Origin of the sequence: Kutzneria sp. NPDC052558 (assembly GCF_044547355.1) — a bacterium.
Taxonomy (GTDB): domain Bacteria; phylum Actinomycetota; class Actinomycetes; order Mycobacteriales; family Pseudonocardiaceae; genus Kutzneria.
On record NZ_JBIUAG010000014.1, the window covers coordinates 174,209 to 196,359 of the forward strand.

At 70.7% G+C, this 22,151-nt stretch carries 23 protein-coding genes and 1 pseudogene; 9 read left to right on the top strand and 15 right to left on the bottom strand.

The window, feature by feature from the left end; genetic code table 11:
• Positions 1-8: 8 nt before the first annotated feature.
• A complete protein-coding gene (locus tag ACIG5F_RS25645; protein ID WP_396521540.1) occupies positions 9-1,202 on the top strand; it encodes an MFS transporter in 1,194 nt (397 codons plus the stop codon).
• Here ACIG5F_RS25645 and ACIG5F_RS25650 read toward each other — a convergent pair.
• Positions 1,178-1,963 (bottom strand): SDR family NAD(P)-dependent oxidoreductase, encoded by a 786-nt coding sequence (locus tag ACIG5F_RS25650; protein WP_396521542.1) that lies wholly within the window; start codon positions 1,961-1,963, stop codon positions 1,178-1,180. The two genes, ACIG5F_RS25645 and ACIG5F_RS25650, sit on opposite strands and share 25 nt — an antisense overlap.
• A gap of 64 nt (positions 1,964-2,027) precedes the next feature.
• Positions 2,028-2,450: a heme-binding protein gene (locus tag ACIG5F_RS25655; RefSeq protein ID WP_396521544.1), complete on the bottom strand. Its 423-nt coding sequence runs from the start codon at positions 2,448-2,450 to the stop codon at positions 2,028-2,030.
• Positions 2,451-2,567: 117 nt separating this feature from the next.
• On the opposite strand from ACIG5F_RS25655, the gene ACIG5F_RS25660 reads away from it, so the two are divergent.
• Positions 2,568-3,248: a DUF6193 family natural product biosynthesis protein gene (locus tag ACIG5F_RS25660; RefSeq protein WP_396521546.1), complete on the top strand. Its 681-nt coding sequence runs from the start codon at positions 2,568-2,570 to the stop codon at positions 3,246-3,248.
• Here the strand turns inward: ACIG5F_RS25660 and ACIG5F_RS25665 are convergent.
• From ACIG5F_RS25665 to ACIG5F_RS25675, 3 genes are all read right to left on the bottom strand, one after another.
• Complete coding sequence (locus ACIG5F_RS25665) at positions 3,245-4,840, bottom strand: ABC-F family ATP-binding cassette domain-containing protein (protein ID WP_396521548.1); 1,596 nt, start codon at positions 4,838-4,840, stop codon at positions 3,245-3,247. The genes ACIG5F_RS25660 and ACIG5F_RS25665 overlap by 4 nt on opposite strands.
• A gap of 178 nt (positions 4,841-5,018) precedes the next feature.
• Entirely contained in the window at positions 5,019-6,014 is a 996-nt protein-coding gene (locus ACIG5F_RS25670) for an LLM class flavin-dependent oxidoreductase (protein WP_396521550.1), read from the bottom strand.
• 50 nt (positions 6,015-6,064) lie between these two features.
• A complete protein-coding gene (locus ACIG5F_RS25675; protein WP_396521552.1) occupies positions 6,065-6,640 on the bottom strand; it encodes a GNAT family N-acetyltransferase in 576 nt (191 codons plus the stop codon).
• A gap of 64 nt (positions 6,641-6,704) precedes the next feature.
• Here ACIG5F_RS25675 and ACIG5F_RS25680 point away from each other — a divergent pair, with 64 nt between their 5' ends.
• Positions 6,705-7,523, top strand: a complete 819-nt coding sequence (locus tag ACIG5F_RS25680) for an ATP-grasp domain-containing protein (RefSeq protein WP_396521554.1) — start codon at positions 6,705-6,707, stop codon at positions 7,521-7,523.
• Here the strand turns inward: ACIG5F_RS25680 and ACIG5F_RS25685 are convergent.
• Both ACIG5F_RS25685 and ACIG5F_RS25690 read right to left on the bottom strand, forming a co-directional pair.
• Positions 7,512-8,090: a hypothetical protein gene (locus tag ACIG5F_RS25685; RefSeq protein WP_396521556.1), complete on the bottom strand. Its 579-nt coding sequence runs from the start codon at positions 8,088-8,090 to the stop codon at positions 7,512-7,514. The two genes, ACIG5F_RS25680 and ACIG5F_RS25685, sit on opposite strands and share 12 nt — an antisense overlap.
• A 40-nt stretch (positions 8,091-8,130) precedes the next feature.
• The gene (locus tag ACIG5F_RS25690) at positions 8,131-8,925 is read right to left on the bottom strand and encodes a hypothetical protein (RefSeq protein ID WP_396521558.1); all 795 of its coding nucleotides are present in this window, start codon (positions 8,923-8,925) and stop codon (positions 8,131-8,133) included.
• Positions 8,926-9,022: 97 nt separating this feature from the next.
• Here ACIG5F_RS25690 and ACIG5F_RS25695 point away from each other — a divergent pair, with 97 nt between their 5' ends.
• Positions 9,023-9,838 (top strand): MerR family transcriptional regulator, encoded by an 816-nt coding sequence (locus ACIG5F_RS25695; protein WP_396521560.1) that lies wholly within the window; start codon positions 9,023-9,025, stop codon positions 9,836-9,838.
• Between the two features lie 47 nt (positions 9,839-9,885).
• Here the strand turns inward: ACIG5F_RS25695 and ACIG5F_RS25700 are convergent, their stop codons facing one another.
• The gene (locus tag ACIG5F_RS25700; RefSeq protein WP_396521562.1) at positions 9,886-11,031 is read right to left on the bottom strand and encodes a trans-sulfuration enzyme family protein; all 1,146 of its coding nucleotides are present in this window, start codon (positions 11,029-11,031) and stop codon (positions 9,886-9,888) included.
• Positions 11,032-11,114: 83 nt separating this feature from the next.
• On the opposite strand from ACIG5F_RS25700, the gene ACIG5F_RS25705 reads away from it, so the two are divergent.
• Together ACIG5F_RS25705 and ACIG5F_RS25710 are read left to right on the top strand one after the other, a co-directional pair.
• Positions 11,115-11,579: an Lrp/AsnC family transcriptional regulator gene (locus tag ACIG5F_RS25705; protein WP_396521564.1), complete on the top strand. Its 465-nt coding sequence runs from the start codon at positions 11,115-11,117 to the stop codon at positions 11,577-11,579.
• Positions 11,580-11,622: 43 nt separating this feature from the next.
• A complete protein-coding gene (locus ACIG5F_RS25710; RefSeq protein WP_396521566.1) occupies positions 11,623-12,423 on the top strand; it encodes an alpha/beta hydrolase in 801 nt (266 codons plus the stop codon).
• 4 nt (positions 12,424-12,427) lie between these two features.
• On the opposite strand, the gene argG is transcribed toward ACIG5F_RS25710, so the two are convergent.
• Entirely contained in the window at positions 12,428-13,894 is a 1,467-nt protein-coding gene (gene argG, locus ACIG5F_RS25715) for an argininosuccinate synthase (RefSeq protein WP_396521568.1), read from the bottom strand.
• Positions 13,895-13,965: 71 nt separating this feature from the next.
• Between argG and ACIG5F_RS25720 the strand changes: the two genes are divergently transcribed.
• Complete coding sequence (locus ACIG5F_RS25720; RefSeq protein ID WP_396521570.1) at positions 13,966-15,972, top strand: ATP-binding protein; 2,007 nt, start codon at positions 13,966-13,968, stop codon at positions 15,970-15,972.
• Positions 15,969-16,865 (top strand): hypothetical protein, encoded by an 897-nt coding sequence (locus ACIG5F_RS25725; RefSeq protein WP_396521572.1) that lies wholly within the window; start codon positions 15,969-15,971, stop codon positions 16,863-16,865. Before ACIG5F_RS25720 ends, ACIG5F_RS25725 begins: the two co-directional genes overlap by 4 nt.
• On the opposite strand, the gene ACIG5F_RS25730 is transcribed toward ACIG5F_RS25725, so the two are convergent.
• Positions 16,840-17,367, bottom strand: coding sequence for a GNAT family N-acetyltransferase (locus tag ACIG5F_RS25730; protein ID WP_396521574.1), 528 nt, complete (start codon positions 17,365-17,367; stop codon positions 16,840-16,842). The genes ACIG5F_RS25725 and ACIG5F_RS25730 overlap by 26 nt on opposite strands.
• Positions 17,368-17,462: 95 nt before the next feature.
• On the opposite strand from ACIG5F_RS25730, the gene ACIG5F_RS25735 reads away from it, so the two are divergent.
• Positions 17,463-18,011 carry a TetR/AcrR family transcriptional regulator gene (locus tag ACIG5F_RS25735; RefSeq protein WP_396521576.1) on the top strand — a complete coding sequence of 183 codons (549 nt, stop codon included), beginning with the start codon at positions 17,463-17,465 and terminating at the stop codon, positions 18,009-18,011.
• Here the strand turns inward: ACIG5F_RS25735 and ACIG5F_RS25740 are convergent.
• From ACIG5F_RS25740 to ACIG5F_RS25760, 5 genes and pseudogenes are all read right to left on the bottom strand, one after another.
• The gene (locus tag ACIG5F_RS25740; RefSeq protein WP_396521578.1) at positions 18,008-19,021 is read right to left on the bottom strand and encodes an NAD-dependent epimerase/dehydratase family protein; all 1,014 of its coding nucleotides are present in this window, start codon (positions 19,019-19,021) and stop codon (positions 18,008-18,010) included. The two genes, ACIG5F_RS25735 and ACIG5F_RS25740, sit on opposite strands and share 4 nt — an antisense overlap.
• A 281-nt stretch (positions 19,022-19,302) precedes the next feature.
• Positions 19,303-19,560: pseudogene (locus ACIG5F_RS25745) on the bottom strand (hypothetical protein); the annotation flags it as partial.
• Positions 19,561-19,635: 75 nt separating this feature from the next.
• Positions 19,636-19,842 carry a hypothetical protein gene (locus ACIG5F_RS25750; RefSeq protein WP_396521580.1) on the bottom strand — a complete coding sequence of 69 codons (207 nt, stop codon included), beginning with the start codon at positions 19,840-19,842 and terminating at the stop codon, positions 19,636-19,638.
• Between the two features lie 355 nt (positions 19,843-20,197).
• Positions 20,198-20,968: a hypothetical protein gene (locus ACIG5F_RS25755; RefSeq protein WP_396521589.1), complete on the bottom strand. Its 771-nt coding sequence runs from the start codon at positions 20,966-20,968 to the stop codon at positions 20,198-20,200.
• Positions 20,969-21,067: 99 nt separating this feature from the next.
• Positions 21,068-22,057 carry a LacI family DNA-binding transcriptional regulator gene (locus ACIG5F_RS25760; protein ID WP_396521591.1) on the bottom strand — a complete coding sequence of 330 codons (990 nt, stop codon included), beginning with the start codon at positions 22,055-22,057 and terminating at the stop codon, positions 21,068-21,070.
• Between the last annotated feature and the right edge of the window lie 94 nt (positions 22,058-22,151).

Consider the following 22,151-nt stretch of genomic DNA (forward strand, 5'->3'; position numbering starts at 1 on the left):
TGACCGTCATGGGGGGACGACTCGCGTTGCTCATCGCGCTGGGGATCGACAACTTCGGCTCCGGGCTTTTCCTTCCGCTGTCGGTGTTGTACGGGATCCAGGTGGTCGGACTGCCGGTCGCGGCGGCCGGTTCGGTGATCACGGTCGGCAAGCTGGTGGGCATCGCCGCGCCGCCGTTGGCCGGGCGGCTGGTGGACCGGTTCGGCCCACGGCAGATGGTGATCGCCGCGCAGGTGGTGCAGGCGGCCGGAACCGTGGTCTACCTGGTCGCCGACAACGCGGCCCTGGTGTTCGTGGCCTCGGCGCTGCTGGCGGCGGGCCAGCAGGCGTTCTACAGCTCGGTGTTCGCGTTGATCGCCGACACGAGTCGGCACGGCGCCAAGGACACCACGTTTGCCCTGGTCGGAGCGGTGCGAGGGGTCTGCTTCGGCCTGGGCGGCCTGGTGGTCGCCGGCCTGACCGCCATCGGGCCGGCCGGCTACCGGATCGCGGTGGCCCTGGACGGGGTCACCTTCCTGGCCGCGGCGGTGGTGCTGGCGCTGTTCCTGCACGTGCCGCATGTCCGGCACGAGGCCGATTCGCCGCCGGTGAGCGTGGTGCGCAACCGTCCGTACCTGGTGCTGATCGTGGTGGTGGCGTGCGGCGCCCTGGCGCTGGATCTCTTCCTCGACGGCATGGCGGTGTACGTCAGCGAGGTGCTGCACGGTCCGGCGTGGGTGGCCGGTGCCATGATCACCGTGCTGACCGTCAGCAGTGTCCTGCTCAGCACGATCGTCGTGCGATGGACCCGGATCTGGTGGCGCACCAAGGCGATGCGGATCGGTTACCTCATCACCGTGGTCTGGGCGCTGGCCAGCATGGCCGCCGTGTTGGTGCCGGTGTCGTGGCTGCCGGCGTATCTGTTGGGCACCATGGTGTTGCTGTCGGCTGGCACGCTGATCGGCAATCGTGCCAACGCTTTGGCCGAGGCGGCCGCGCCGCGGGCGACCCGAGGCCGTTATCTGGCGGCGTTTCAGTACGCGTTCACCGCGGCGGGGATCGCCGCGCCGGGCGTGGTGGCGCTGTTCGTGTTCGGGCCGTGGCTGCCGTGGCTGGTCGCGGCCACGGCAGCCATCATCGCCTTCGCGGCGATTCCCTACCTGCAAAGGACTCTGCCCCGTGACGCGGTGCGCGGCGACTACGGCAGGATCGCGTCCACGTAGCCGCCGTCCACCCGCAGCGCGCCGCCGGTGGTCGCCGAGGACAGCGGGGAAGCCAGGTACACCACCATGTTGGCGATCTCCTCCGGTTCGATCAGGCGCTGGATCAACGACTGCGGCCGGTGCTTCAGCATGAACTCGCGCTGCGCCTCGTCCCACGGCAGCGACTTGTCCACGAGTTCGTAGACGAAGTTCTCGACGCCGCCGGTGTGGGTGGGGCCGGCGATCACCGAGTTGACCGTGACGCCGGTGCCGGCGGCGTGCTTGGCGAATCCCCGCGACACCGCCAGCAGCGAGGTCTTGGACATGCCGTAGTGGATCATCTCGGCCGGCGTGACGACGGCCGAGTCGCTGGCGATGTACTGGATCCGGCCCCAGCCCCGCTCGGTCATGCCCGGCAGGTAGGCGCGGGTCAGCCGGACCGCGGACAGCACGTTGACCTCGAAGTAGCGCCGCCACTCGTCGTCGGTGATCTCCAGCGGCGACTGCGAGCCGAAGATGCCGAGGTTGTTCACCAGCACGTCGACACCGGGCACGGCGGCCAGCACCGCGGCGGTTCCGTCCTCTGTGGACACATCGCCGGGCGCGGCGACGAACTCGCCATCACCCTTGAGGTCCTCGATGGCGGCGGCCACGCCGTCGGCCTTGCGCCCGTTGACGGCGACGGTGGCGCCCGCCCGGGCCAGCCCGGCGGCGATGGCCTTGCCGATGCCTTGGGTGGAGCCGGTGACGAGGGCGACCTTGCCAGTCAGGTCGAGTCGCATGGGGGTGGATCTCCTGTTCTCGGGGTTCCAGCTTGGCCTGGGGGCGGCGGGGCCGCGACTCGACTCAGGCCAGCGACAGCTTGTTCGCGGCGGCGGTGGCCACCGCGTGGTCCTGCTCCGGGGCGCCGCCGCCGACGCCGATCGCGCCGACCAGCACGCCGTCGCGGTGCAGCGGGACGCCGCCGGCGATGAACAGCAGCGGGCGGTCCAGGGCCGTGGGCAGGCTGTGGAACGGGCCGTCCGGCTTCACCGCGTCGGCCACGTCAGCGGTCGCCGCGTCCAGCTGGACCGAGGTGTAGGCCTTGCGGGTGCTGGTCTCGCCGGAGATCAGCAGCGCCTCCTGGTCGCGGGTGAAGCCCAGCAGGTGGCCGCCGCGGTCGAGCACCGTGACGCTGACCTTGATGCCGGCGCGCTCCGCCTCGGCGGCCGCGGTGTCCAGCAGGTCGCGCAGCTCGGTGTTGCTGAGGTCGGCGGGGTGGTGGGCCATGACTCTCCTTAGTCGTTGCTCGCTACGACAGTCAGCGTACACAATAGTTGCACACGCCGTCTAACGGCGTGGGTGAGGAACTTGCGGTGAGCCCGCTCACGGTTATCTTGGGATGGCGTGACGCCGCATCGAGAGTTGATCGACGCCGGCGGCCTGCGGGCCGCGATCGAGAATGCCTGCCCCGACAGCGATATCGAGTTTCTCGAGGCGCGGGGCGCCTTCGACGGCCAGCTGGCCTGGCTACGCCGGGGCGAGCGGTCAGTGGGGATCATGCCGTTTCGGAACGAGACGAAGTTCCGGGTCACCTACCTCCTGCGGACCATGCACCTCCGCCGAGTCTTCACACCGGACCTGGCCGTGGTTCTGGGTTCCGCGGCGACCTGGCTCGGTGGCGCCACCGCGCGGGAGTTCGCCACCGCCTGGCCCTTCGCCGACTTCGTCGCCATCGCCGACGCGTTCGAGAGCGGCGACCGGATCGAGTGCGCCTGGCAGTCGCGCCTGGTGCACGATCCCGGCCGCCACGGCGAGTTCATCCCGGCGGCGATGAACGAGCCCCGACTGCGCCGCATGTACCCGTTCACGCAGATGGGCTGGCTGTCGTTCCGGCCGACCGCCGACGAGTTCCACGTGCCCGGTCCGTGGGTGGAGCGCGTCGGCGACAACCGGTTCAAGGTCTGCTCGATCAGCGCGGACCGCTGGCACGGCGAGCCCATCGCCGAGTGCGACGCCGAGACGGCCGTCCGCGTCTGCGTCGCGGAGATGAACCGTCTCGGCGTGCCGGGGCCGGACGAGATCTAGACCTCGGTGAGCTGCCGGTCGGCCAGCCGGAGGCGGCGGGTGACGCCGATGTCGGCCAGGAAGCGTTCGTCGTGGCTGACCACGACGAACGCGCCCTGGTAGGCGTTCAGGGCGCTGGTCAGCTGCTCGACGCTGGCCAGGTCGAGGTTGTTGGTGGGCTCGTCGAGCAGCAGCAGGTGCGGCGCGGGCTCGGCGCACAGCACGCACAGCAGGGTGGCCCGCAGGCGTTCGCCGCCGGACAGGACACGCACCGGCAGCTGGGACCGTTCGGCGCGGAACAGGAAGCGCGCCAACAGGTTCATCATGTCCGAGGTGGGCAGGGACGGCGCGAACGCCCGCAGGTTGTCGGCGGTGGAGAGATCGAGATCCAGCAGGTCCAGCCGTTGCGACAGGTAGGCCACGCGGCCGTCGGCCCGGCTGAGCACGCCGTGCTCGGGCTCCTCCAGGCCGGCGGTGACGCGCAGCAGCGTCGACTTGCCGACGCCGTTGGCGCCGAGCAGCGCGATCCGCTCCGGGCCACGGACGGCCAGCGTCACGCCGTCGTCGCCGAACAGCTCACGGACCCGCAACTGGTTGCCGTGGAACAGCATTCGGCCGGCCGGCACGGTGGTGTCGGGCAGCGACAGCGAGATCGTCCTGTCGTCGCGCAGCGCCCGCTCGGCCTCGTCCAGCCGGGCCTTGGCGCTGTCCACCCGCTGGCCGTGCATGTCGTGGGCCTTGCCGGCGGCCGACTGCGCCTTCTGCTTGATCAGGCCCAGCGCGATCCGGGGAATGTCGCTGCCCGACCGCGCCCCGGCGCTGGCCCGCCGCGCGGCCCGCTCCCGGGCCTGCTGCATCTCCCGCTTCTCCCGCTTGAGGTCCTGCTCGGCGTTGCGGATGTTCTTCTCCGCCACCTCTTTCTGCGCCCGCACGGCGGCCTCGTAGTCGTCGAAGCCGCCGCCGTACAGGGTGACCTCGCCGTGGTCCAGCTCGGCCACCCGGTCGGCCAGCGCCAGCAGCTCGCGGTCGTGGCTGACCAGCAGCAGCGTGCCCTTCCAGTCCCGGAGCACGGCGTGCAGCCGCAGCCGCGCGTCCCGGTCCAGGTTGTTGGTCGGCTCGTCGAGCAGCAGCACGTCCGGCCGCTTGAGCAGCTGCGCGGCCAGCCCGATGGAGATCACCTGGCCGCCGCTGAGCGTGCCGATCCGGCGGTCCAGCTCGACGTCGCCGAGGCCGAGCCGGTCCAGCTCGGCGCGGGCACGTTCCTCGACATCCCAGTCGTTTCCGACGACGGTGAAGTTGTCCTCGGCGGCGTCCCCGGCCTCGATCGCCCGGAGCGCGGCGACGACCGGGGCGATCTCCAGCACCTCGGCGACGGTCGGCTCGCCGGCCAGCGGCAGCGCCTGCGGCAGGTAGCCGAGCACGCCGTCGACCGTGACCGAACCCGACCGCGGCGTGAGCTCGCCGGCGATCAGCTTGAGCAGCGTGCTCTTGCCGGCCCCGTTGGGCGCGACCAGGGCGGTCCGGCCGGCGCCCACGGTCAACGACAGGGTGTCGAACACCGGGGTGCCGTCCGGCCAGGAGAAGGACAGGGCGGAACAGACAAGCTTCGGCATGGGGACATCTCCACCGCGAAACGGGCACACGTCAGGCCCGTGAGAGGAACAGGTGTGAGGGCACGACCGGACGCGGCGTCACCCGGACGCCGTTGTCGTGGGGCCGGTATCAGCCCTCGATGTCGTCCTCGGCCACCATGCGGTGATTACCCCCTGTTACTCGGTTCTCGCCAGCGTATCAGCTCGGCTGCCAGCCAAGGGCCGGTCCCAGCGCGGTCGCCATGTCGGTCAGGATCTGCACGTAGTCCTCGTGCCGGAAGGTGAACGGCAGCGCGAACGCCACCTCCTCCACCTCGCGGAACGCCGGGTTGGCGTGCAGCTGCTCGGCGATCTGCGCCGACGTGCCGACGATGTCCCGGGCGAACAGCAGGCCGCGCGGGCCGAACGGCTTGCCGAAGCGGGTCGCCCGCCTGGCCGCGTACTCCTCGTAGCGGGCGCGCTGGTCGGCGGTGGCGCTGTCGGTCGGGATGACCACGAAGCCGTGCGAGACGCGGCCCTGCGGGCGGTGCTCGCGGTAGGTCCGGATCAGGCCCAGCTGGATCTCGTCGAAGTCGGTGCTGGTCTCGGTGGCCGCGACCACGTTGCTGGTCAGGAAGTTCATCCCGTTCTCGCCGGCCCAGCGGGCCGACCGGGCGCTGCCGCCGCCGTACCACATGCGGTTGATCAGGTCCGGCGAGTGCGGCTGGACCCGGGCCGAGAACTCCTCGATGCCCTCCGCGCCGCTGAACGTCGACACCTTCTCGCCGCGGACCGCGTCCAGCAGGCGCTGGACCCGTCCGTAGCTGAAGTCCTCGACGTCCTGGGTGTCCGGGTAGAGCGCGTCCTTGACGTCGTCGTAGTGCATCGGCGGGCCGACGCTGACGCCCGGGTTGAGCCGGCCGCCGGACAGCACGTCCACCGTGGCCAGGTCCTCGGCCAGGCGCAGCGGGTTCTCCCAGCCCAGCGGGATCACCGCCGTGCCCAGCTGGATGCGGCTGGTGCGCTGGGTGGCCGCGGCCAGCAGCGCCACCGGCGAGGAGATGCCGAACTGGAGGTGGCGGTGGCGCACCCAGGCGCTGCTGAAGCCGAGCCGCTCGCCCAGCTGGATGATCTCCAGCGTGGACTCGTGGCCCGGCCGCGGGTCGGCCTCGTCGAACAGGCCGATGGTCAGGAATCCGAGCTTGCGCAGCGGCACGGTGGTCCTCCTTCGCTTCCTGACCCCATTCTGCCCGAAAAGTTGAACGTTCAGCGATCTCCCACGATGCGGGCGTGCAGGTGCATGTCGTGCCACCCGTCCGCGTGCTTCGCCTCGCTCCGCTTCGTGCCCTCCAGCCGGTAGCCCGCCGCCGTCGCCACCCGACAGGACGGCTCGTTCGCCGTGGAGTGCAGCACCTCGATCCGGTGCAGGCCCAGCTCGCCGAACGCCCACCCCGTCAGCGCCGTCAGCGCCCGGGCCGCCGTCCTGCGCCCTCGGGCGCCCGGCAGCACCCAGTACGAGATCTCCGCCCGGCCGTCCTGGAGGTCGATCACCCGGAGGCTGATCTGGCCCGCCACCTTGCCGCCGTCGATCACGGCCCACCCCGCTCCGGTCTCCGCCTCCCAGCGCCGCCGCCAGTTGGCGATCCACTCCGTGGCCTCGTCGTCGGCCGTCATCGACCGGGCATGCCACCGCTGGATCGCCGGATCCGCGTAGGCCGTCATCACCGCCTCGTGGTCCGTCGGCCGCCAGGGCCGCAGCCTCAGCTCGTTCGCCTGGATCTCCGGCTGCTCCCGCCCGGCCAGGGGCCCCGGCCGCAACGCCGGCGTGGCAAGTGATGGCACGCCCCCGACGCTACCCGCGCAATCCGCTGGAGCAGAACGCATTTGTGAGCCACCATCGGGCCCCATGACGTTGATCGTGCCCGCCGACCCATTACGCCCACGCCGCCCCGACGAGCACTTCGCCCCCGAGGCCGCCGCCGCTCGCGCCGCCGGCGTCCCGGTCGTGCTGGTCGACCACGACCGGCTGGCCCGAGGCGACGCCGCCGAACTGGCCGACGTCGAGGACGGGGTCTACCGCGGCTGGATGCTGCGGGCCGAGCACTACCCGTCGCTGCCCGGCCTGCGCACCAGCGCCGCCCAGTACCGACAGGCCCACGAACTGCCCGGCTGGTACGACGTTCTTGCCTCGGTCACGCCGGAATCCGTGTGGACCAAGGGCTTTTCCCGTGACGACTTCGACCACGCGCGCTTGGAGCTGGGCCCCGGCCCAGCGGTCCTGCGGGACTACACCAAGTCGATGAAGCACTACTGGCACGAGGCCGCCTACATCCCCGACCTCGCCGACGCCGACGCCGCCTGGGCCGTCGCCGCCCGCTTCGTCCAGCTTCGTGACGACGACCTGACCGGCGGCTTCGTGCTGCGCCGATTCGAGGACTTCGTCGCCCCCGAGCTGCGGACCTGGTGGGTCGACGGCACGTGCCGCGCCATCGGCCCGCACCCCGACCTGCCCGCCGACACCGTTGTCCCGCAGCCCGATCCCACCGACATCGCCCCGCTCGTCGGCAAGCTCGGCCTGCCCTTCGTCACCGTCGACGTCGTCCGCCGCGCCGACGGCGTGTGGCGGGTCGTCGAGCTCGGCGACGGCCAGGTCAGCGACCGCCCCGCCGCCGTCTCCCCGGAGCGGATGATCGAGATGCTGTTCCCGCGGTCGTCAGGATCGTAGGAACGCCGGGTCGTCGTAGCCCATGGCCCGCATCTCGTCCCGGGAGAAGACGACCATGATCTCGTCGCCCGGGATGAACGTGTGCGGCAGGGGGATGGCGGCGACGAACCACACGGCCCCGGCCGGGAAGTCGAGGCGCAGGGCGGTGGGCACGTCCACCGAACGGGCAGAGTCGACGACGGTGCCGTCGGCCCGTGTGCTCGGGCCCAGCTCCAGCCGATCCCAGTGGAAGGCGGTCCCGACGATGGGCGTGCCCAGGTAGGGGCTCCATGGAGTGTCGCCCGCCGGCCCGATCCGCTCGGGACCGTCCTCGCCCAGCAGGAGGTGCTGGGCGATCGGATCGTGGAAGACCTCGACGCCGTACGGAAAGAAGGTGTTGGTCCAGGTCACCGTCACGGGGCCGGCGTCGCTGGTCAGCTCGACGCCCATGACGGCGTGATGCCAGTCGCCGTGGTCCCACTGCTGGGGCACGGACCCGTAGTTGTGGACGTCCCAGTAGTCCACGGCGGTCAGTCGCCGACCGCGCAGGTCGGTCAGCTTCGCCTCGAAAAGCGTGCGTGGGTCCACGCGGCCATGGTTCCCGGTCGGACGAGCGGGTGCACGCACGTTAGACCCGCCGCACCTTCCCGACGTCGCCGGCCAGCAGGTCGTCGTGGGTGATGGCGAAGTCGCCGTTGGGGAGCAGGCCCTGGAAGTGGTCGCCGATGACGGCGTCGGGCAGGAACTGGCGGAGTTTGTGGCGCATGGTGGGGGAGTGGGCGACGGGGCGGCCCCAGTCGGGGGGAGCGGCGTCGGTGGCGAAGGCGACGCGGTGGTCGACGGGGACGAGGGAGCCGGGGGTGGGCTGGGCGCCTGTGTGGCAGTCGAGGGCGGGGGCGACAAGCAGGTCGGGGTCGGTGGGCGGGTACCAGAGCAGCAGGGGCTTGGCCCGCTGGGCCTCGGCGTTGTCGAAGCAGCACAAGAGGATGGTGTGCGCGGGGTAGTGGTCGACGTAGAAGGCCAGCAGATCTTCGTTGAGACGAGGGCGTTTGCGCGGCTCGACGCGGTCCAAGGTGGACAGCAGGCGAGTGGCGTCGGGAGCCAGCACCATGGTGTAGATGTCGTGCTCGAAGACCTGGACGGGGGCGGCGGCGCTCATGAAGGCGATCTCGCCGCGGGTGACGGGCTGGCAGGCGCGGGCGATGCGGTCGAGGAAGTCGATGTCCCGGCCGACGGGCACGAGGTTGCCGGAGGTCAGGCCCACGCCGGGCAGGTGCAGCAGCATGGCGTTGGGCCCGGCGGCGAGGTTCACGGCGGTGTTCTGGTACCCGAGCACATGCACGAGACCATGCTCGGGATGGGTCCGGCGGCCCACGTACAAGGTGGTGCCGGTGAAGTCGGCGAGGTCGGCGGAGACGCACACGACACCACGGTATCGGCGGGCGCTTGACCTTCACCCTGGGGACGGCCGCAGAGTCGAGGCAGCCGGGCGACGACGGCCCGGCACGAGGGAGACGACCATGGAACTGCTCACCATCGGCGCGTTCGCGCGGCTGTCCCGCCTCTCGCCCAAGGCCCTGCGGCTGTACGACGACCTGGGCCTGTTGCCGCCGGAGCACGTGGATGGGGACACGGGGTACCGCTGGTACTCGCCGGCGCAGCTGGCGAGGGCACGGCAGGTGTCGTGGCTGCGGCAGCTGGACATGCCGCTGGCCCGGATCAGGAAGGTGCTGGACCTGCCGCCGCCGGCCCGGGCGGACGAGCTGGAGGCGTACTGGCATGAGCGGGAGCAGGGGCGCCGGGCCCAGCGGGAGTTGGTCGGATTCCTCGTGAACCAGTTGAGGGGAAAGGGAAACACCATGTACGAGGTGTCCGTGCGCGACATGCCGGCCCGCAGTCTGCTCACCGTGGGCGAGCAGCTCAGGGCCGACCAGATCGGGGAGTTCGCGTCGCCGCTGTTCACGTTGTTCGGCGGCCCGGGGATCCCGCGTCCGGAGGGGATCGCGGGAGTGCCGTTCCTGCGCTATCACGGGGAGATGAGCAACGACAGCGACGCCCTGGTGGAGTTCTGCTGCCCGGTCGACGACGCCGCCGTCGAGGAGGTGGCCGGGCGCCACCCGGACATGACGGTGACCGTCGACCGGGCGGGCCGGGAGGCCTTCGTCAGCGTGCCCAAGGCGGACATGATGACGGTGCTGGGCTTCGAGTCGCTGAACCAGTGGGTGCTCGACCACGACGAGCGGGCCGACTGGAAGCCCCGGCAGACCTTCCTGCTCGACCCGACCGGGGCCGAGGACACGGATGTCGTCTACCAGTTGGCGATCCGGCTGAGCTGACCGGACCCGTGTCGCCTGCCCGAGAGGGGAGGGCAGGCGACACGGTGTCAGGCGGTAGCGGCCAGGGCCTGCTCGATGTCGGCGACGAGGGCCTCGGGGTCCTCGATGCCGCACGACAGGCGGATCATGCCGTCGTCGATGCGGGCGGCGGCGCGTTCGGCCGGGCTGAGGGAGAAGTGCGAGGAGTTGAACGGGGTGCTGACCAAGGTCTCGACGCCGCCGAGGCTGGTGGCCTCGGACGCCACGGTCAGCCGCCGCATGACGGCGAGGGCCCGGGGGTCGCCGCCGCGTGCAGTGAAGGCGACCATGGCTCCACGCCGGCCGAGGCGCATGACACGGTCGGCGATCTCGCCATCGGGATAGCGGACGGAGACGACCTCGGGATGGCCGGCGAGCCGGGCGGCCAGTCGGGCAGCGGTGCGGCAGGAGCGTTCCAGCCGCAGGTCGAAGGTCTGGATTCCGCGCCACACCAGGAAAGCGGCGTGCGGGTCGAGGCAGCCGCCGAAGGTGATCACCCGCTTCTGCACCTCGGTGACGGTCTCGGCGTCGCCGAGCACGACGCCGGCGATCACGTCGGAGTGGCCGCTGAGGAACTTGGTGGCGGAGTGCACGACGACGTCGGCCCCGTGCCGCAACGGGTTCACGGTGTAGGGGGTGGCGAAGGTGTTGTCCACCACCAGCTTCGCTCCGGCGGCGTGCGCGAGGCGGGCCAGGGCCGGCAGATCGGTGAGGTCCAGCTGCGGGTTGGACAGCGTCTCGGCGTAGACGACGGCGGTGGGCGCGGCGGCGATGGCCTCGGCCCAGGCATCGAGATCGGTGGCGTCGACCATGGTGACGTCGACGCCCAGCGCCGGCAGGTCCCGCACGAGCAGGTCCCGGGTGTCGCCGTACACCTGACGGGCGGCCACGATGCGGCCCGGCAGCAACGTCATCAGCGTGGTGGCGATGGCCGCCATGCCCGACGACGTCATCAACGCCGCCTCGGCCCCCTCCAGGGCGGCGATCTCGGCCGCCGCGGCGTCCACGGTCGGGTTGGCGAACCGGCTGTACCAGTGCTCCCGCAGCCCGCCCTCCTGAATGTCCTTGTACACCAGGTCGTCCAGGTAGAACGTGGCGGACTGGTAGATCGGCGGCACCACCGGGCGGGTGCGGGCGAGGTAGCCGGCGGCCTTCTCGGGCCTGGAGTCGGTCATGCCGCCGAGATTACGGGCCACGAAGGCGGACTTGGTGGCGTTGTCAGCGCCGAAAACCGGGCCGGACCGGGGATAATCCGGCCATGGACGCCATCGACCGCACTATCCTCGGCGAGCTCATCCGGGACGGCCGCCTGAGCTTCCGCGACCTCGCGGCCCGGGTCAGCCTCAGCCCCACCGCCACGGCCGAGCGGGTGCGCCGCCTCATCGAGGCCGGCGTGATCGAGGGCTTCCACGCCGAGATCAACCTGGCCGCCCTTGGCCGGCCTCTTCAGGCCTTCATCGACGTCCGCCTGAGCCCGGGCGCCGACCACGGCGAGCTCGAGGCCGGCCTGCTCGCCCTGCCGGCGGTGCTGTCCGGCACCCACGTCACCGGCCGCTGGGACTACACCCTCGCCGTCGCCTGCCGTGACGTGGCCGAACTCGACGAACTGGTCATGGCCCTGCCGCGCGGCCACGGCGTCGTCGACAGCGACACCCGCGTGCGGCTACGTGAACTCACCGGTTCAGGTGTCGAAGCTCTCGCCGCATTGGCCGCGTCGAAATGATTTGGTAAGACATGCGCCGGACACCCGGGGCTACATTCGCGTCATGGATCGACGCCAATTCACCAAGCTCCTGGCCACCGGAACCGCCGCCGCGACCGTCGGCACAATAGCCGCCGGAACCGCATCGGCCGCCCCGCGAACGACCGGAAACGTGGTCCTCGTGCACGGCGCCTACGCCGACGGTTCCTGCTGGGGACAGGTGATTCCGATCCTCCAGGCCGCCGGGGTCGCGGTGACGTCCGTGCAGAATCCGCTCACGTCCCTCGCCGACGACGTCGCCTTCACGACAAGGGCACTCGACCGGCAGACCGGCCCGACGGTGCTGGTCGCCCACTCCTACGGCGGCGCGGTCATCACCCAGGCCGGCGACCATCCGCTGGTCAGCTCCCTGGTCTACCTGTCGGCCCGCGCGCCGATGGAGGGCGAGGACTACGCCGCGCTCGCCGGCACATTCCCGACGCCGCCGGCCAATGCCGGCATCGTCTATCAGAACGGCTTCGGCGGGCTGACCGAAGAGGCATTCCTGAACGATTTCGCGAACGGGGTCCCGCGCGTTCGAGCCCGTGCCCTGTATGCGGCGCAAGGACGAATCGCCCAGACGCTGTTCGCCGGCCGCACCACGGTCGCCGCGTGGCGGACAAAGCCGAGCCGCTATCTCGTCACGACCGCCGACCGCACGACTTCGCCGGAATTGCAGCGCTATGTCGCGAAGCGGATGAATGCCGTGGTCAGCGAACTGCCGACCGGTCACCTGTCGTTCGCGGTCCGGCCCCGGGCGGTGGCAAGGCTGATCCTGGCGGCCGTGGCCGGCGGGAAGGCCGAGGTCAGCCTTCCCGCCGGGTGACGACTCAGTCGGTGCCGGACTCCATGGCGGCGAGGTCGAGCAGCTCGTCCTCCTCGGCCACGGTCAGCGCGGAGGCCTCGCCGCGGGCGGCGATGGCCTCGGCCCCGCCCTCCGGCATCGCGCCGATCAGGCCGGTCGCCGCCGCCTGGGCCGCGCCCAGCAGCTGCACCGGGTGCGAGCTGCCGACCATGCCCAGCCCGGCGTACTGCTCCAGCTTGGCCCGGGAGTCGGCGATGTCCAGGTTGCGCATGGTGAGCTGGCCGATCCGGTCCACCGGGCCGAAGGCCGCGTCCTCGGTGCGCTCCATGGACAGCTTGTCCGGGTGGTAGCTGAAGGCCGGGCCGGTGGTGTCGAGGATCGAGTAGTCCTCGCCGCGCCGCAGCCGCAGCGTCACCTCGCCGGTGATGGCCATGCCGACCCAGCGCTGCAACGACTCGCGCAGCATCAGCGCCTGCGGGTCCAGCCAGCGGCCCTCGTACATCAGCCGGCCCAGCCGCCGGCCCTCGTTGTGGTAGCTGGCCAGCGTGTCCTCGTTGTGGATGGCGTTGACCAGCCGCTCGTAGGCCGCGTGCAGCAGGGCCATGCCGGGCGCCTCGTAGATGCCGCGGCTCTTGGCCTCGATGATCCGGTTCTCGATCTGGTCGGACATGCCCAGGCCGTGCCGGCCGCCGATGGCGTTGGCCTCCAGCACCAGGTCGACCGGGCTGCCGAACTCCTTGCCGTTGATCGTCACCGGCCGGCCCCGCTCGAAGCCGATGGTCACGTCCTCGGGCGCGATCGCCACCTCCGGGTCCCAGAACCGCACGCCCATGATCGGGTCGACGATCTCGATGCCGGTGGCCAGCTGCTCCAGCGACTTGGCCTCGTGGGTGGCGCCCCAGATGTTGGCGTCGGTGGAGTAGGCCTTCTCGGTGCTGTCCCGGTAGGGCAGGTCGTGCGCGACCAGCCACTCGGACATCTCCTTGCGGCCGCCCAGTTCGGTGACGAAGTCGGCGTCCAGCCAGGGCTTGTAGATGCGCAGCGACGGGTTGGCCAGCAGGCCGTAGCGGTAGAACCGCTCGATGTCGTTGCCCTTGAAGGTGGAGCCGTCGCCCCAGATCTGCACGTCGTCCTCGAGCATGGCGCGCACCAGCAGGGTGCCGGTGACGGCGCGGCCGAGCGGGGTGGTGTTGAAGTACGTGCGGCCGCCGGTGCGGATGTGGAACGCGCCGCAGGCCAGCGCGGCCAGCCCCTCCTCGACCAGGGCGGCCTTGCAGTCGACCAGGCGGGCGATCTCGGCCCCGTACTGGTGGGCGCGGCCGGGCACCGAGTCGATCTCCGGCTCGTCGTACTGGCCGATGTCAGCGGTGTAGGTGCACGGCACGGCACCCTTCTCGCGCATCCACGCGACCGCTACCGAGGTGTCGAGGCCGCCGGAGAAGGCGATCCCGACACGTTCGCCGACAGGGAGGGAAGTGAGCACCTTGGACACGTTCAGAAATATACACGGCAATGCATGATCATGCAACGCGGTAGGCTGGCGGCCGCCCGGAGGAGGGGGAGATGGCGAAGGTCGTGCGCACCGAGGTCACCGGCTCGCCGCTCGTGGCCGCCGGCGTGATCCACGGCGACGTGACGATCAACCAGCCGTCCCGGCCGCCGGCGCCCCGGCAGCTGCCGCCCGCCCCGCGCTGGTTCACCGCCCGCCTCGGCGAGCAGGCCGTGCTGACCACGGCGTTCGAGCGCGCGGACGGGCCGCTGGTCGCGGCGATCGTCGGGGTCGGCGGCATCGGCAAGACCTGGCTGGCGCTGCGGTGGGCCCACGACCACGTCGAGTCCTTTCCGGACGGTCAGGTCTTCGTCGACCTGCGGGGCATCGCGCCGGCCGGGCAGTTCCTGCCGCCGGCGGCGGTGTTGCGATGCGTGCTGGACGCCCTGGGCGTGCCGCCGCAGGCCGTGCCGATCGACTTCGAGGCGCAGGTGGGCCGGTATCGGAGCCTGGTCGCGGGCAAGCGGATGCTGTTCGTCTTCGACAACGTGCGGGACGCCGAGCACGTCCGGGCCGCGCTGCCTTCGGCCGCCGGCTGCGCGGCGCTGGTGACCAGCCGCAACAGGTTGGCCGGCCTCGACGCCTCGGTGCGGATCGCGTTGCCGCCGCTGACCGGGGACGAGAGCGTCGAGCTGTTCGAGCGGCGGCTGGGCCGGTCGCGGCTGGCCGCTGAGCCGGAGGCCGTGCGGTGCCTGGTCGAGGATTGCGCCGGGCTGCCGTTGGCGTTGGGGCTCGCGGCCGGCCGCGTCGCCGATCACGCGTCGTTCCCGATCGAGGTGTTCGCCCGTGAGCTGCGGGAGTCGCGGTTGCCGGCGCTGGACGGGTTGGCGACGGTGCTCTCGTGGTCGTACCAGGCCTTGGAACCGTTGCCGGCCAAGGTGTTCGCACTGTTGGGGCTGATCCCCGGGGCCGACGCCGGGACCCGCGCGATCGAATGCCTGACCGAGTTGCCCGACGCGCGGCCGGCTCTCCGGGCCCTGGAACGGGTTTCGCTCGTGCAGGAGCACGCGCCGGGCCGGTGGCAACTGCACGATCTGGTCCGGTTGTACGCGTTGGAGCAGTTGGACGACGTCGAGGCCGCCCTGGACCGCTTTGTCGGCTACTACGTGCGTAATGGCTATGCCGCCGACCGGGTGCTGGATCCACGCCGGACGCCCATCGATGTCGGCCCGGTGACCGAACGTTTCGCCGACCGGGCCGCCGCGTTGGCCTGGTTCGAGGCCGAGCGTGCGGGCCTGATGGCGACGCAGCGGTTCGTCGCCGACCGTGGACGTCACGTCGACGCCTGGCGGCTGGCCTGGGTGATGCACAGTTTCCATTGGCAGCAAGGACTTGTGCGTGACCAGGCCGGGGTCTGGCGGGTCGCCCTGTCCGACCGCCTGGACGACGCCTCGTCGGCGCTGGCCCGCCGGCTGTTGGGCTCGGCCCTGGTGCGGACCGGAGCCGTCGAGGACGCCCTGGCCCTGTTGGGGCAGGCTTTGCTGCTGGGCCAAGGTGATCGCTGGGGCGAGGGGCACACTCACCGGTCGCTGGCCCGGGCCTGGGAGCGTTCCGGGGACAACGCTCGGGCCCTGGAGCACGCCACGCTGGCCCTGGCGGCGTACGAGGCGGTTGAGTCCCCTTTGGACATTGCCGACGCGTTGGAGCTCCAGGGTCGGTACGAGGCCGAGCTGGGCCGTCTGGACGTGGCCATCGGGCACAACGCCGCCGCGCTGGAACTTTACCGCCGCAACGGAAACGTCGACGGCGAGGCCACGGCGCTTGACGGGCTCGGCCACATCGAGCAGCGCGCCGGCCGCCTCGATCTGGCCGTCGAGCACTACGAGCGGGCCCTTGCCCTGTTCGACGGCCGGCATGCCTACCACCTGGCCGACACCCTCGACCGGCTCGCCGACTGCCGGGCCCGACTCGGGCATACCGCCCAGGCCCGGCAGACCTGGCAGACCGCCCTCGGCCTGTACGAGAACCAGCAGCGCGGGGCCGATGCCGAGCGCGTACGCGACCGTTTGGGAGAAGTGTGATCACCGCCGCCAGCTTTCCCACCCCCGACCTGGCCGTCCGCTCCTGCGATCCCGTTGAGCTCCAACGTGTTCACGACTTCGCCCTCGAACAGGCCGCCGCGGCCGAGACCGCCCGCTCGGCTCTGGCCGGTGGCCTGACCGTTCCGCTCCTACGCTCGGTCCACGCCGACCTGATCACCTGGCGGCACGAACTCGCCCTGAAGGCCCCCGGCCGCATCGGCCTCGGTCTTCCCCTCGACGCGTCCCGCTTCACCACGTCCCTTGTGGACGGTGGCCGCAACTACGACCGCCTCGGCTACATCGGCCGGCTTCGCCATAACGCCACCTGGGATCCCGCTTCCCACACCTACCGCGGCGGCGCCGAAACCCCGGCCTTCCGCCTCATGCTCCGCTACGGCCAGGCCGTCCACGACCGCTTTTCCCTTGAAGGCAACACCGGCGACGTTCTCGTCAACTCCGTCACCCTTCCCGACGGCCGTGTCATTCCCGGCAACCGCCTCGTCCGCCGCGCTGCCGCCGCCGACATCAGCTCCGAGCTCGTGGCCCGCCTCGCCTCCCGTGGCCGCGACGTCTCCCAGGTCGAGACCGGCGGCGATCCCTGCTACGCCGTCTCCGCCGACGACTCCTCCCGTGCCGCCATGTTCTCCGCCGCGTTGGACCTACTGGCCTCTCAGCGCTCCCTCGCCTCCTGGCAGGCCGCCCGCTACCTCCTTTACCAGTCCCCGCAAACCAAAAAGGGCAGCGACGCCGTCACCCGCGTCTTCCTCGTCGCCGTCGGCACCGTCCTCTTAGGACGCCCGCCGATCCTCGACCAGGACGTCGACCTCCGCTGCGCGGTCCTGGGCCAGCACGCGGCGACCGTGCTGCCTAGTGATCCGGTGGGCCAGGCGTGAGCTCCAGCTGCTTCACGAGGAACCGAGCGGGATCGGCGACCTCGTGGCGAATTCCGTCGTCGTCGAAGTAGTGGTAGCGGTCGAGATAGCGTCGGCCCGTCTCCTGGTAACCGAGCCGTAGGTAGAGGGCGGCCGCACGAGGGTTGTGATCGTCGACGCCCAGGCCGATTCGATGGCAGGCTCGCTGCCGGGCGAGATCCTCGGCGGCGCTGATGATGGCGGTCCCGATGCCCTGAGAGCGGAGTTCGGCCGGCCAGACGTCCAGGCCGTTCAGCTCGGGGCAGTCGAGGTAGTGCTGGTTGATCTCGGGTGCGTCGCAACCGTTCCACAGTATCTCGCCGGCGCCGACCGGTAGATCGCCGGCCCAGGCGATCAGAAACGTGCTCCGGCCGCTTTGCTGGCGCTCGAACCGTTTGTCGTGCCGGTCGGGCTGGCCTGGCGTCGGGATGTAGGCCCGCAACAGGACCAGGTCCTGTTCCTGGCAGGGGCGGATCGTGACCATCTCCGGTCCTCCTCGACGGCTGATGGCGCGCGGGACCAGGTTAGGGCATGAGCGAAAGGCGGACGGCGCACGGGAATCTCCAGTAATATCGGGGTATGGCGTCGAGCAGGGCCGAACAGGCCGAGCGGACCAGGAGAGCAGTGTTGGACACGGCCCGCCGGCTGTTCGCGGAGCGGGGGTTCGACGGGACGTCGCTGCAGCTGATCGCCGACACCATGGGTGTGCAGAAGGCCAACGTCTACTACTACTTCCGCACGAAGATGGCGATCCTGGAGGCGTTGCTGGACGGCAGCGTCGCGGCGTACGAGCAGACGCTGGCGGACGCGGAGGGGTTGGAGGGGTTGGCGCGCAAGGAGTTTCTGGTTGACGGGTTTGTGGAGCAGGTGGTGGCCAGCCGGTCGATGTCCCCGCTGAGCCGCATCGCCCCGGGGGTGCGGCGGGAGGGCCGGATCGGCGAGGCGCTGCGGTCGCAGTCGGCCCGCGGCCTGCGGCTGCTGTTCGGCGACGAGCCGACGGTCGAACAGCGGGCGGCGTACTACATGGCCACCGATGTGGGGCCGGTGGTGCCCCGGATGAAACACCTGTCCGACGACGAGCTGCGGGAGCTGTTGCGGGGCCTGTGCTTGCGTATCCTCGACGTCTAGACGAGGTTGTGGGACAACAGGCTCCGGCCGCAGTCGACGACGACCTCGGCCGCCGGCCGGGACTTCCAGCCCAGGACCCGCTCGGCCTTGGCCGTGGTGTGCACGGCGCGGCGGCCCAGCGCCGGCATGATCTCCTTGAGGGTGCGGTCGAACAGCGACATCCCGCGCACCGCGATGTCCGGCAGGTTGCGGGTCGGCGCCTTGGCCCCGTCCGCGCCGAGGCCGTCGCGCAGGGCGCGGGCCATGTCCAGCATCCACATGAACTCGCCGGTGGCCAGGAAACGCTGCCCGGCGGCCTCCGGCGCGGTCATCGCGCGGATGTGCGCGTCGGCCAGGTCGCGGACGTCCACGATCTCGAAGCCGATGCGCGGCGTGCCCGGCATGCCCTTGAGCAGCCGGCCGATGATCCGCACCGAGCCCATCGTGCCCGTGCCCAGTACCGGGCCGAACACCGCGCCGGGCAGCACCGTGGCCAGCGTCATCGGGCCGTCGTAACCGGCCATGAAGTCCCACGCCGCCTTCTCCGCTGCGGTCTTCGAGCGCCGATACGGTTGCAGCGTCGGGTCGTTCACGTCGGTCCACACGGTCTCGTCGCTCACGCTCTCGTCCCGATAGGACGATGGGCTGGCGGTGTTCGCCGCCGACGTCATCACCACGCGCTTCACCCCGGCCTCGGTCGCCGCGCGCAGCACCCGCAGCGTGCCGTCGCGGGCCGGGACCACCAGTGACTGGGTGTCTGCGCCGTCCATGCCCATCGGCGAGGCCACGTGCAGGACGTGGCCCACGCCCTTCATCGCGTCCGCCCAGCCGTTGTCGGAGGTCAGGTCGGCGATCGCGAACCTCAGCCGGTCCTCCGGATCCACCTCCGACGACACCGCCGCGCGCACGTGCTCGCCCTTGGCCGCGCTGCGCACCGTCGCCCGCACCGTGTAGCCCCGCTTGAGCAGCTCCGCCACGCACCAGCCGGCCACGTAGCCCGTGCCCCCGGTGACCAGGACCGTCTCGCCCATCTCCGCTCCTCTGGTTCGTTAGCCATTTGGCTAATGAAACCAAGGTAGCACCGGGACGGGACGGCGGCGACACCGGAAGGGGTGAGAGCTGGGTTACGGGGGCGCCCTGGCGGCCGCTGCCGGCCAGACCAACGCCAGGCCCGTTACTGGCGCTGGGTGCAGTGAAAGGGCCTTTCCTGGCGCTGGACGCCAGTATCGGTCCCTTGATCATGACGGCGATGTCATGAAGGGCCCCTTACTGACGTTGAACGTGAGGAAGGGCCCCTTCATGACGTCTGGTGTCATGAAGGGGCCCTTCCTGGCGTTGGGCGAGAGGAACGGTCCCTTGATCTTGGGGGCGGGAGTGGTGTGGATCGGCCGGCAGGTGGGGGCCTGCCGGCCGATCGCCGGGTGCTGCCGGCCGATCGGGAGTGGACGAACTGCCAGGTGACCGGGATGTTGCCGAGGTCGGTGCTGCCGGCGAGCTGGATGAAGACCTGCTGGCCCAGGTCGATGTGGCTGGCGTCGCAGCCGGGGCACTGGTCCTTGACTGGGACGGTGACGCTCTGGCCGTTTTAGGTGACCTGGACGGACACGCCGGAGCAGAGCGGGTCGTTGTTGGGGTTGGCGGAGATTCAGTAGGACGGGGAGACGACGACCAGGTAGTCGGTGGCGGCGTTGATCTGGGTGCCGCACGCGCCGTGGCCGGCGTCGGTGTAGTAGGTGGCGTTGCCGTTGACCTGCTGGTTGAACGGGATGTCGGCGTAGGCGGTGCCGGCGACGGCGAGCGGAATCGTGCCGGCGACGGCCAGGGCGACGAGTGCCTTCTTGACGATGGCCATGGGTGGCGAACTCCTGTAATAGGGGATCGGCAGGTGAGGTTGCCGCCGGGGTCGGCGCCGAGAATGTCGGCGTATTGCTTGTACAGATTGACCCGGTCGTTCATCTGGTCGACGTTCTGACAATTGCACTAACCCGTGGGAGGAGTTGACAACCGTAAAGAGTGCACTGGGTCGGGAAGTGCGAAATCCTGCTGGACATGCGGTTTCGGGGGAAAGGTGAACCGGGTTCTCGTCTGAACATGAGGGAAAGTCACTACGAGAGAGTGTGACGGTTCTGTCATCACACTTCGGGGTGACACCCGCTCAGTGAGAACCCGGTTGACGTGTTCCGTATTTCGGAATGCGAATCAGGGGATCACGGGGTGAGCGTGCACGGGGCCAGCGCGTCGAGGCCGGTCGGCTTGGCCCCGGTGACCCGGCCGATGTCGATGGCGATGCGGTCCAGCACGGCGACCCGCTTGTCCTTCAACGGCCCGAGGATGGCGTTGGCGACGAAGTTGGGGCCGCCCTGGCCCTGCGAGGTGACGAGGCGGTTGTTGGCCTCGGCGATCTCCTTGGCCAGGTTGGCCAGCTCGGCGGTGACACCGGCCTGTGCGGCGGCGGGGACGGCGGGCAGCTTGTCCTGCACCGACGGGCAGTTGACGGTCGGCACGCCGGCAGCGGACGTGGTGGTGGCACTAGACGTGGTGCTCGATGGGGAGCCGCCGGTGCTGAGGGTGCACGGGGCGAGCGCGTCCAGGCCGGTGGGCTTGGCGGCGTGCCGCCCGATGGCGATGGCGATGCGGTCGATGGTGGAGACCCGTTTGTCCTTGAGCGGACCGAGGATCGCGTTGTTGGCGAAGTTGGGCCCGCCCTGCCCCTGGGTGCTGGCGAGCCGGTTGTTCGCCTCGGTGATCTGGGTGGCGAGCAGGGTCAGGTTCCGGGTCACCTCCGCCTGGGCGGCGGCGGGCACGGCGGGCAGTTTGTCCGACACGGAGGGGCACACGACGGTGGGCGCCGCGGCGGCGGCGTTGGCGGTGCCGTCATGGGCGGCCACGGCGACCACGCCCGTGCCCACGGCGGCGATCCCGAGTATCACGGCGGCGACGCGAAACTTTCGCGGAACCGCCGCGTAACTGATCCTCATCACGTGCTCCTGTCCGGTCGGCCACGCCCCGGTCTCGCATACGTCGACCGAGCGGAAAATGGTTCACGCGCAACCGGTATTCGACAGATTCGACAGGAGTCAGTCCGATGTGGATGGTGCGGAGGTGCTGTCGCGCACGGCGAGCCGGGGCGGCAGCAGGCGGACCTCGGGGGCGGGGGAGCGGTCCAACTGGCCGACGACCATTTCGACGGCGAGCCGGCCGAGCCGTTCGGCCGGCACCTCGACGGTGGTCAGGGTGCACGGGTCGCCGCCGTGCGGACCAACGGCGATCACGGAGATGTCTTGCGGCACAACGAGTCCCCGCGTGGCCAGCTCCGTAACCAACGGTGTCAGGGCGGTTTCGTTCTGCACCACCAGGGCCGTGACACCGTCGGCGAGCAGCCCATCCAGGCAGGACCGGACGGATTCGAGATCGTGACCGCAGGGGCGGACGCACGCGCCGATCCCGCGTCGGGTGGCGGCGTCCAGAAACCCCTGGCGGAAGCGAACAGCCTGACTGACGCCCCGCTGGTACGCGGCCGGCGCGGGCCCGGCCAGGCCGACCGACCGGTGCCCGAGATCGGCCAGATGGTCCACGCACAGCGCGGCCGCGGCCGTGAAGTCAAGGTCCAGACAGGTGATCGCGTTGGGATGATCCGGCACGCCGACGAGCACGGTCGGCCGGTCCAGCGCGGTCAGCATCGGCACCCGGCGGTCGGCGGCGGTGACCTCCAGCGCGATGAGGCCGTCGGCGAGCGACCCGACCACCGTCTGACCCAAGTCGCCGGGACCGGAATCTTTGGTCAGCAGCAACAGGTTCAGCCCGAACGCGCTGGCCGTGGCGGTGGCCGCCGCGGTGAACCGCATCACGGTCGGGGTGTCCGCCCCGGGCCGCTGCGGCGACAGCAGCGCGAGCAGGTTGCTGCGCGCCAGGACTCCGGTGCCGCGCGGCTGGTAGCCGAGCAGTCGGATCTGCTGCTGCACTCGTCTTCGGGTCGCGGGCGACACTGCCCGCTTGCCGCTGATCACGTAGGACACCGTGCTCGGCGCCACACCGGCGGCCCGCGCGACGTCGTGAATGGTCGCCACGCGCAGAAGTTAGTTGAGTACTCATGCAGATGCAAGGAGGCGTCCAGATCGAAAGTGTCGAAGGTCCGGTCCCCCTGCGGGACAACGGAATGTG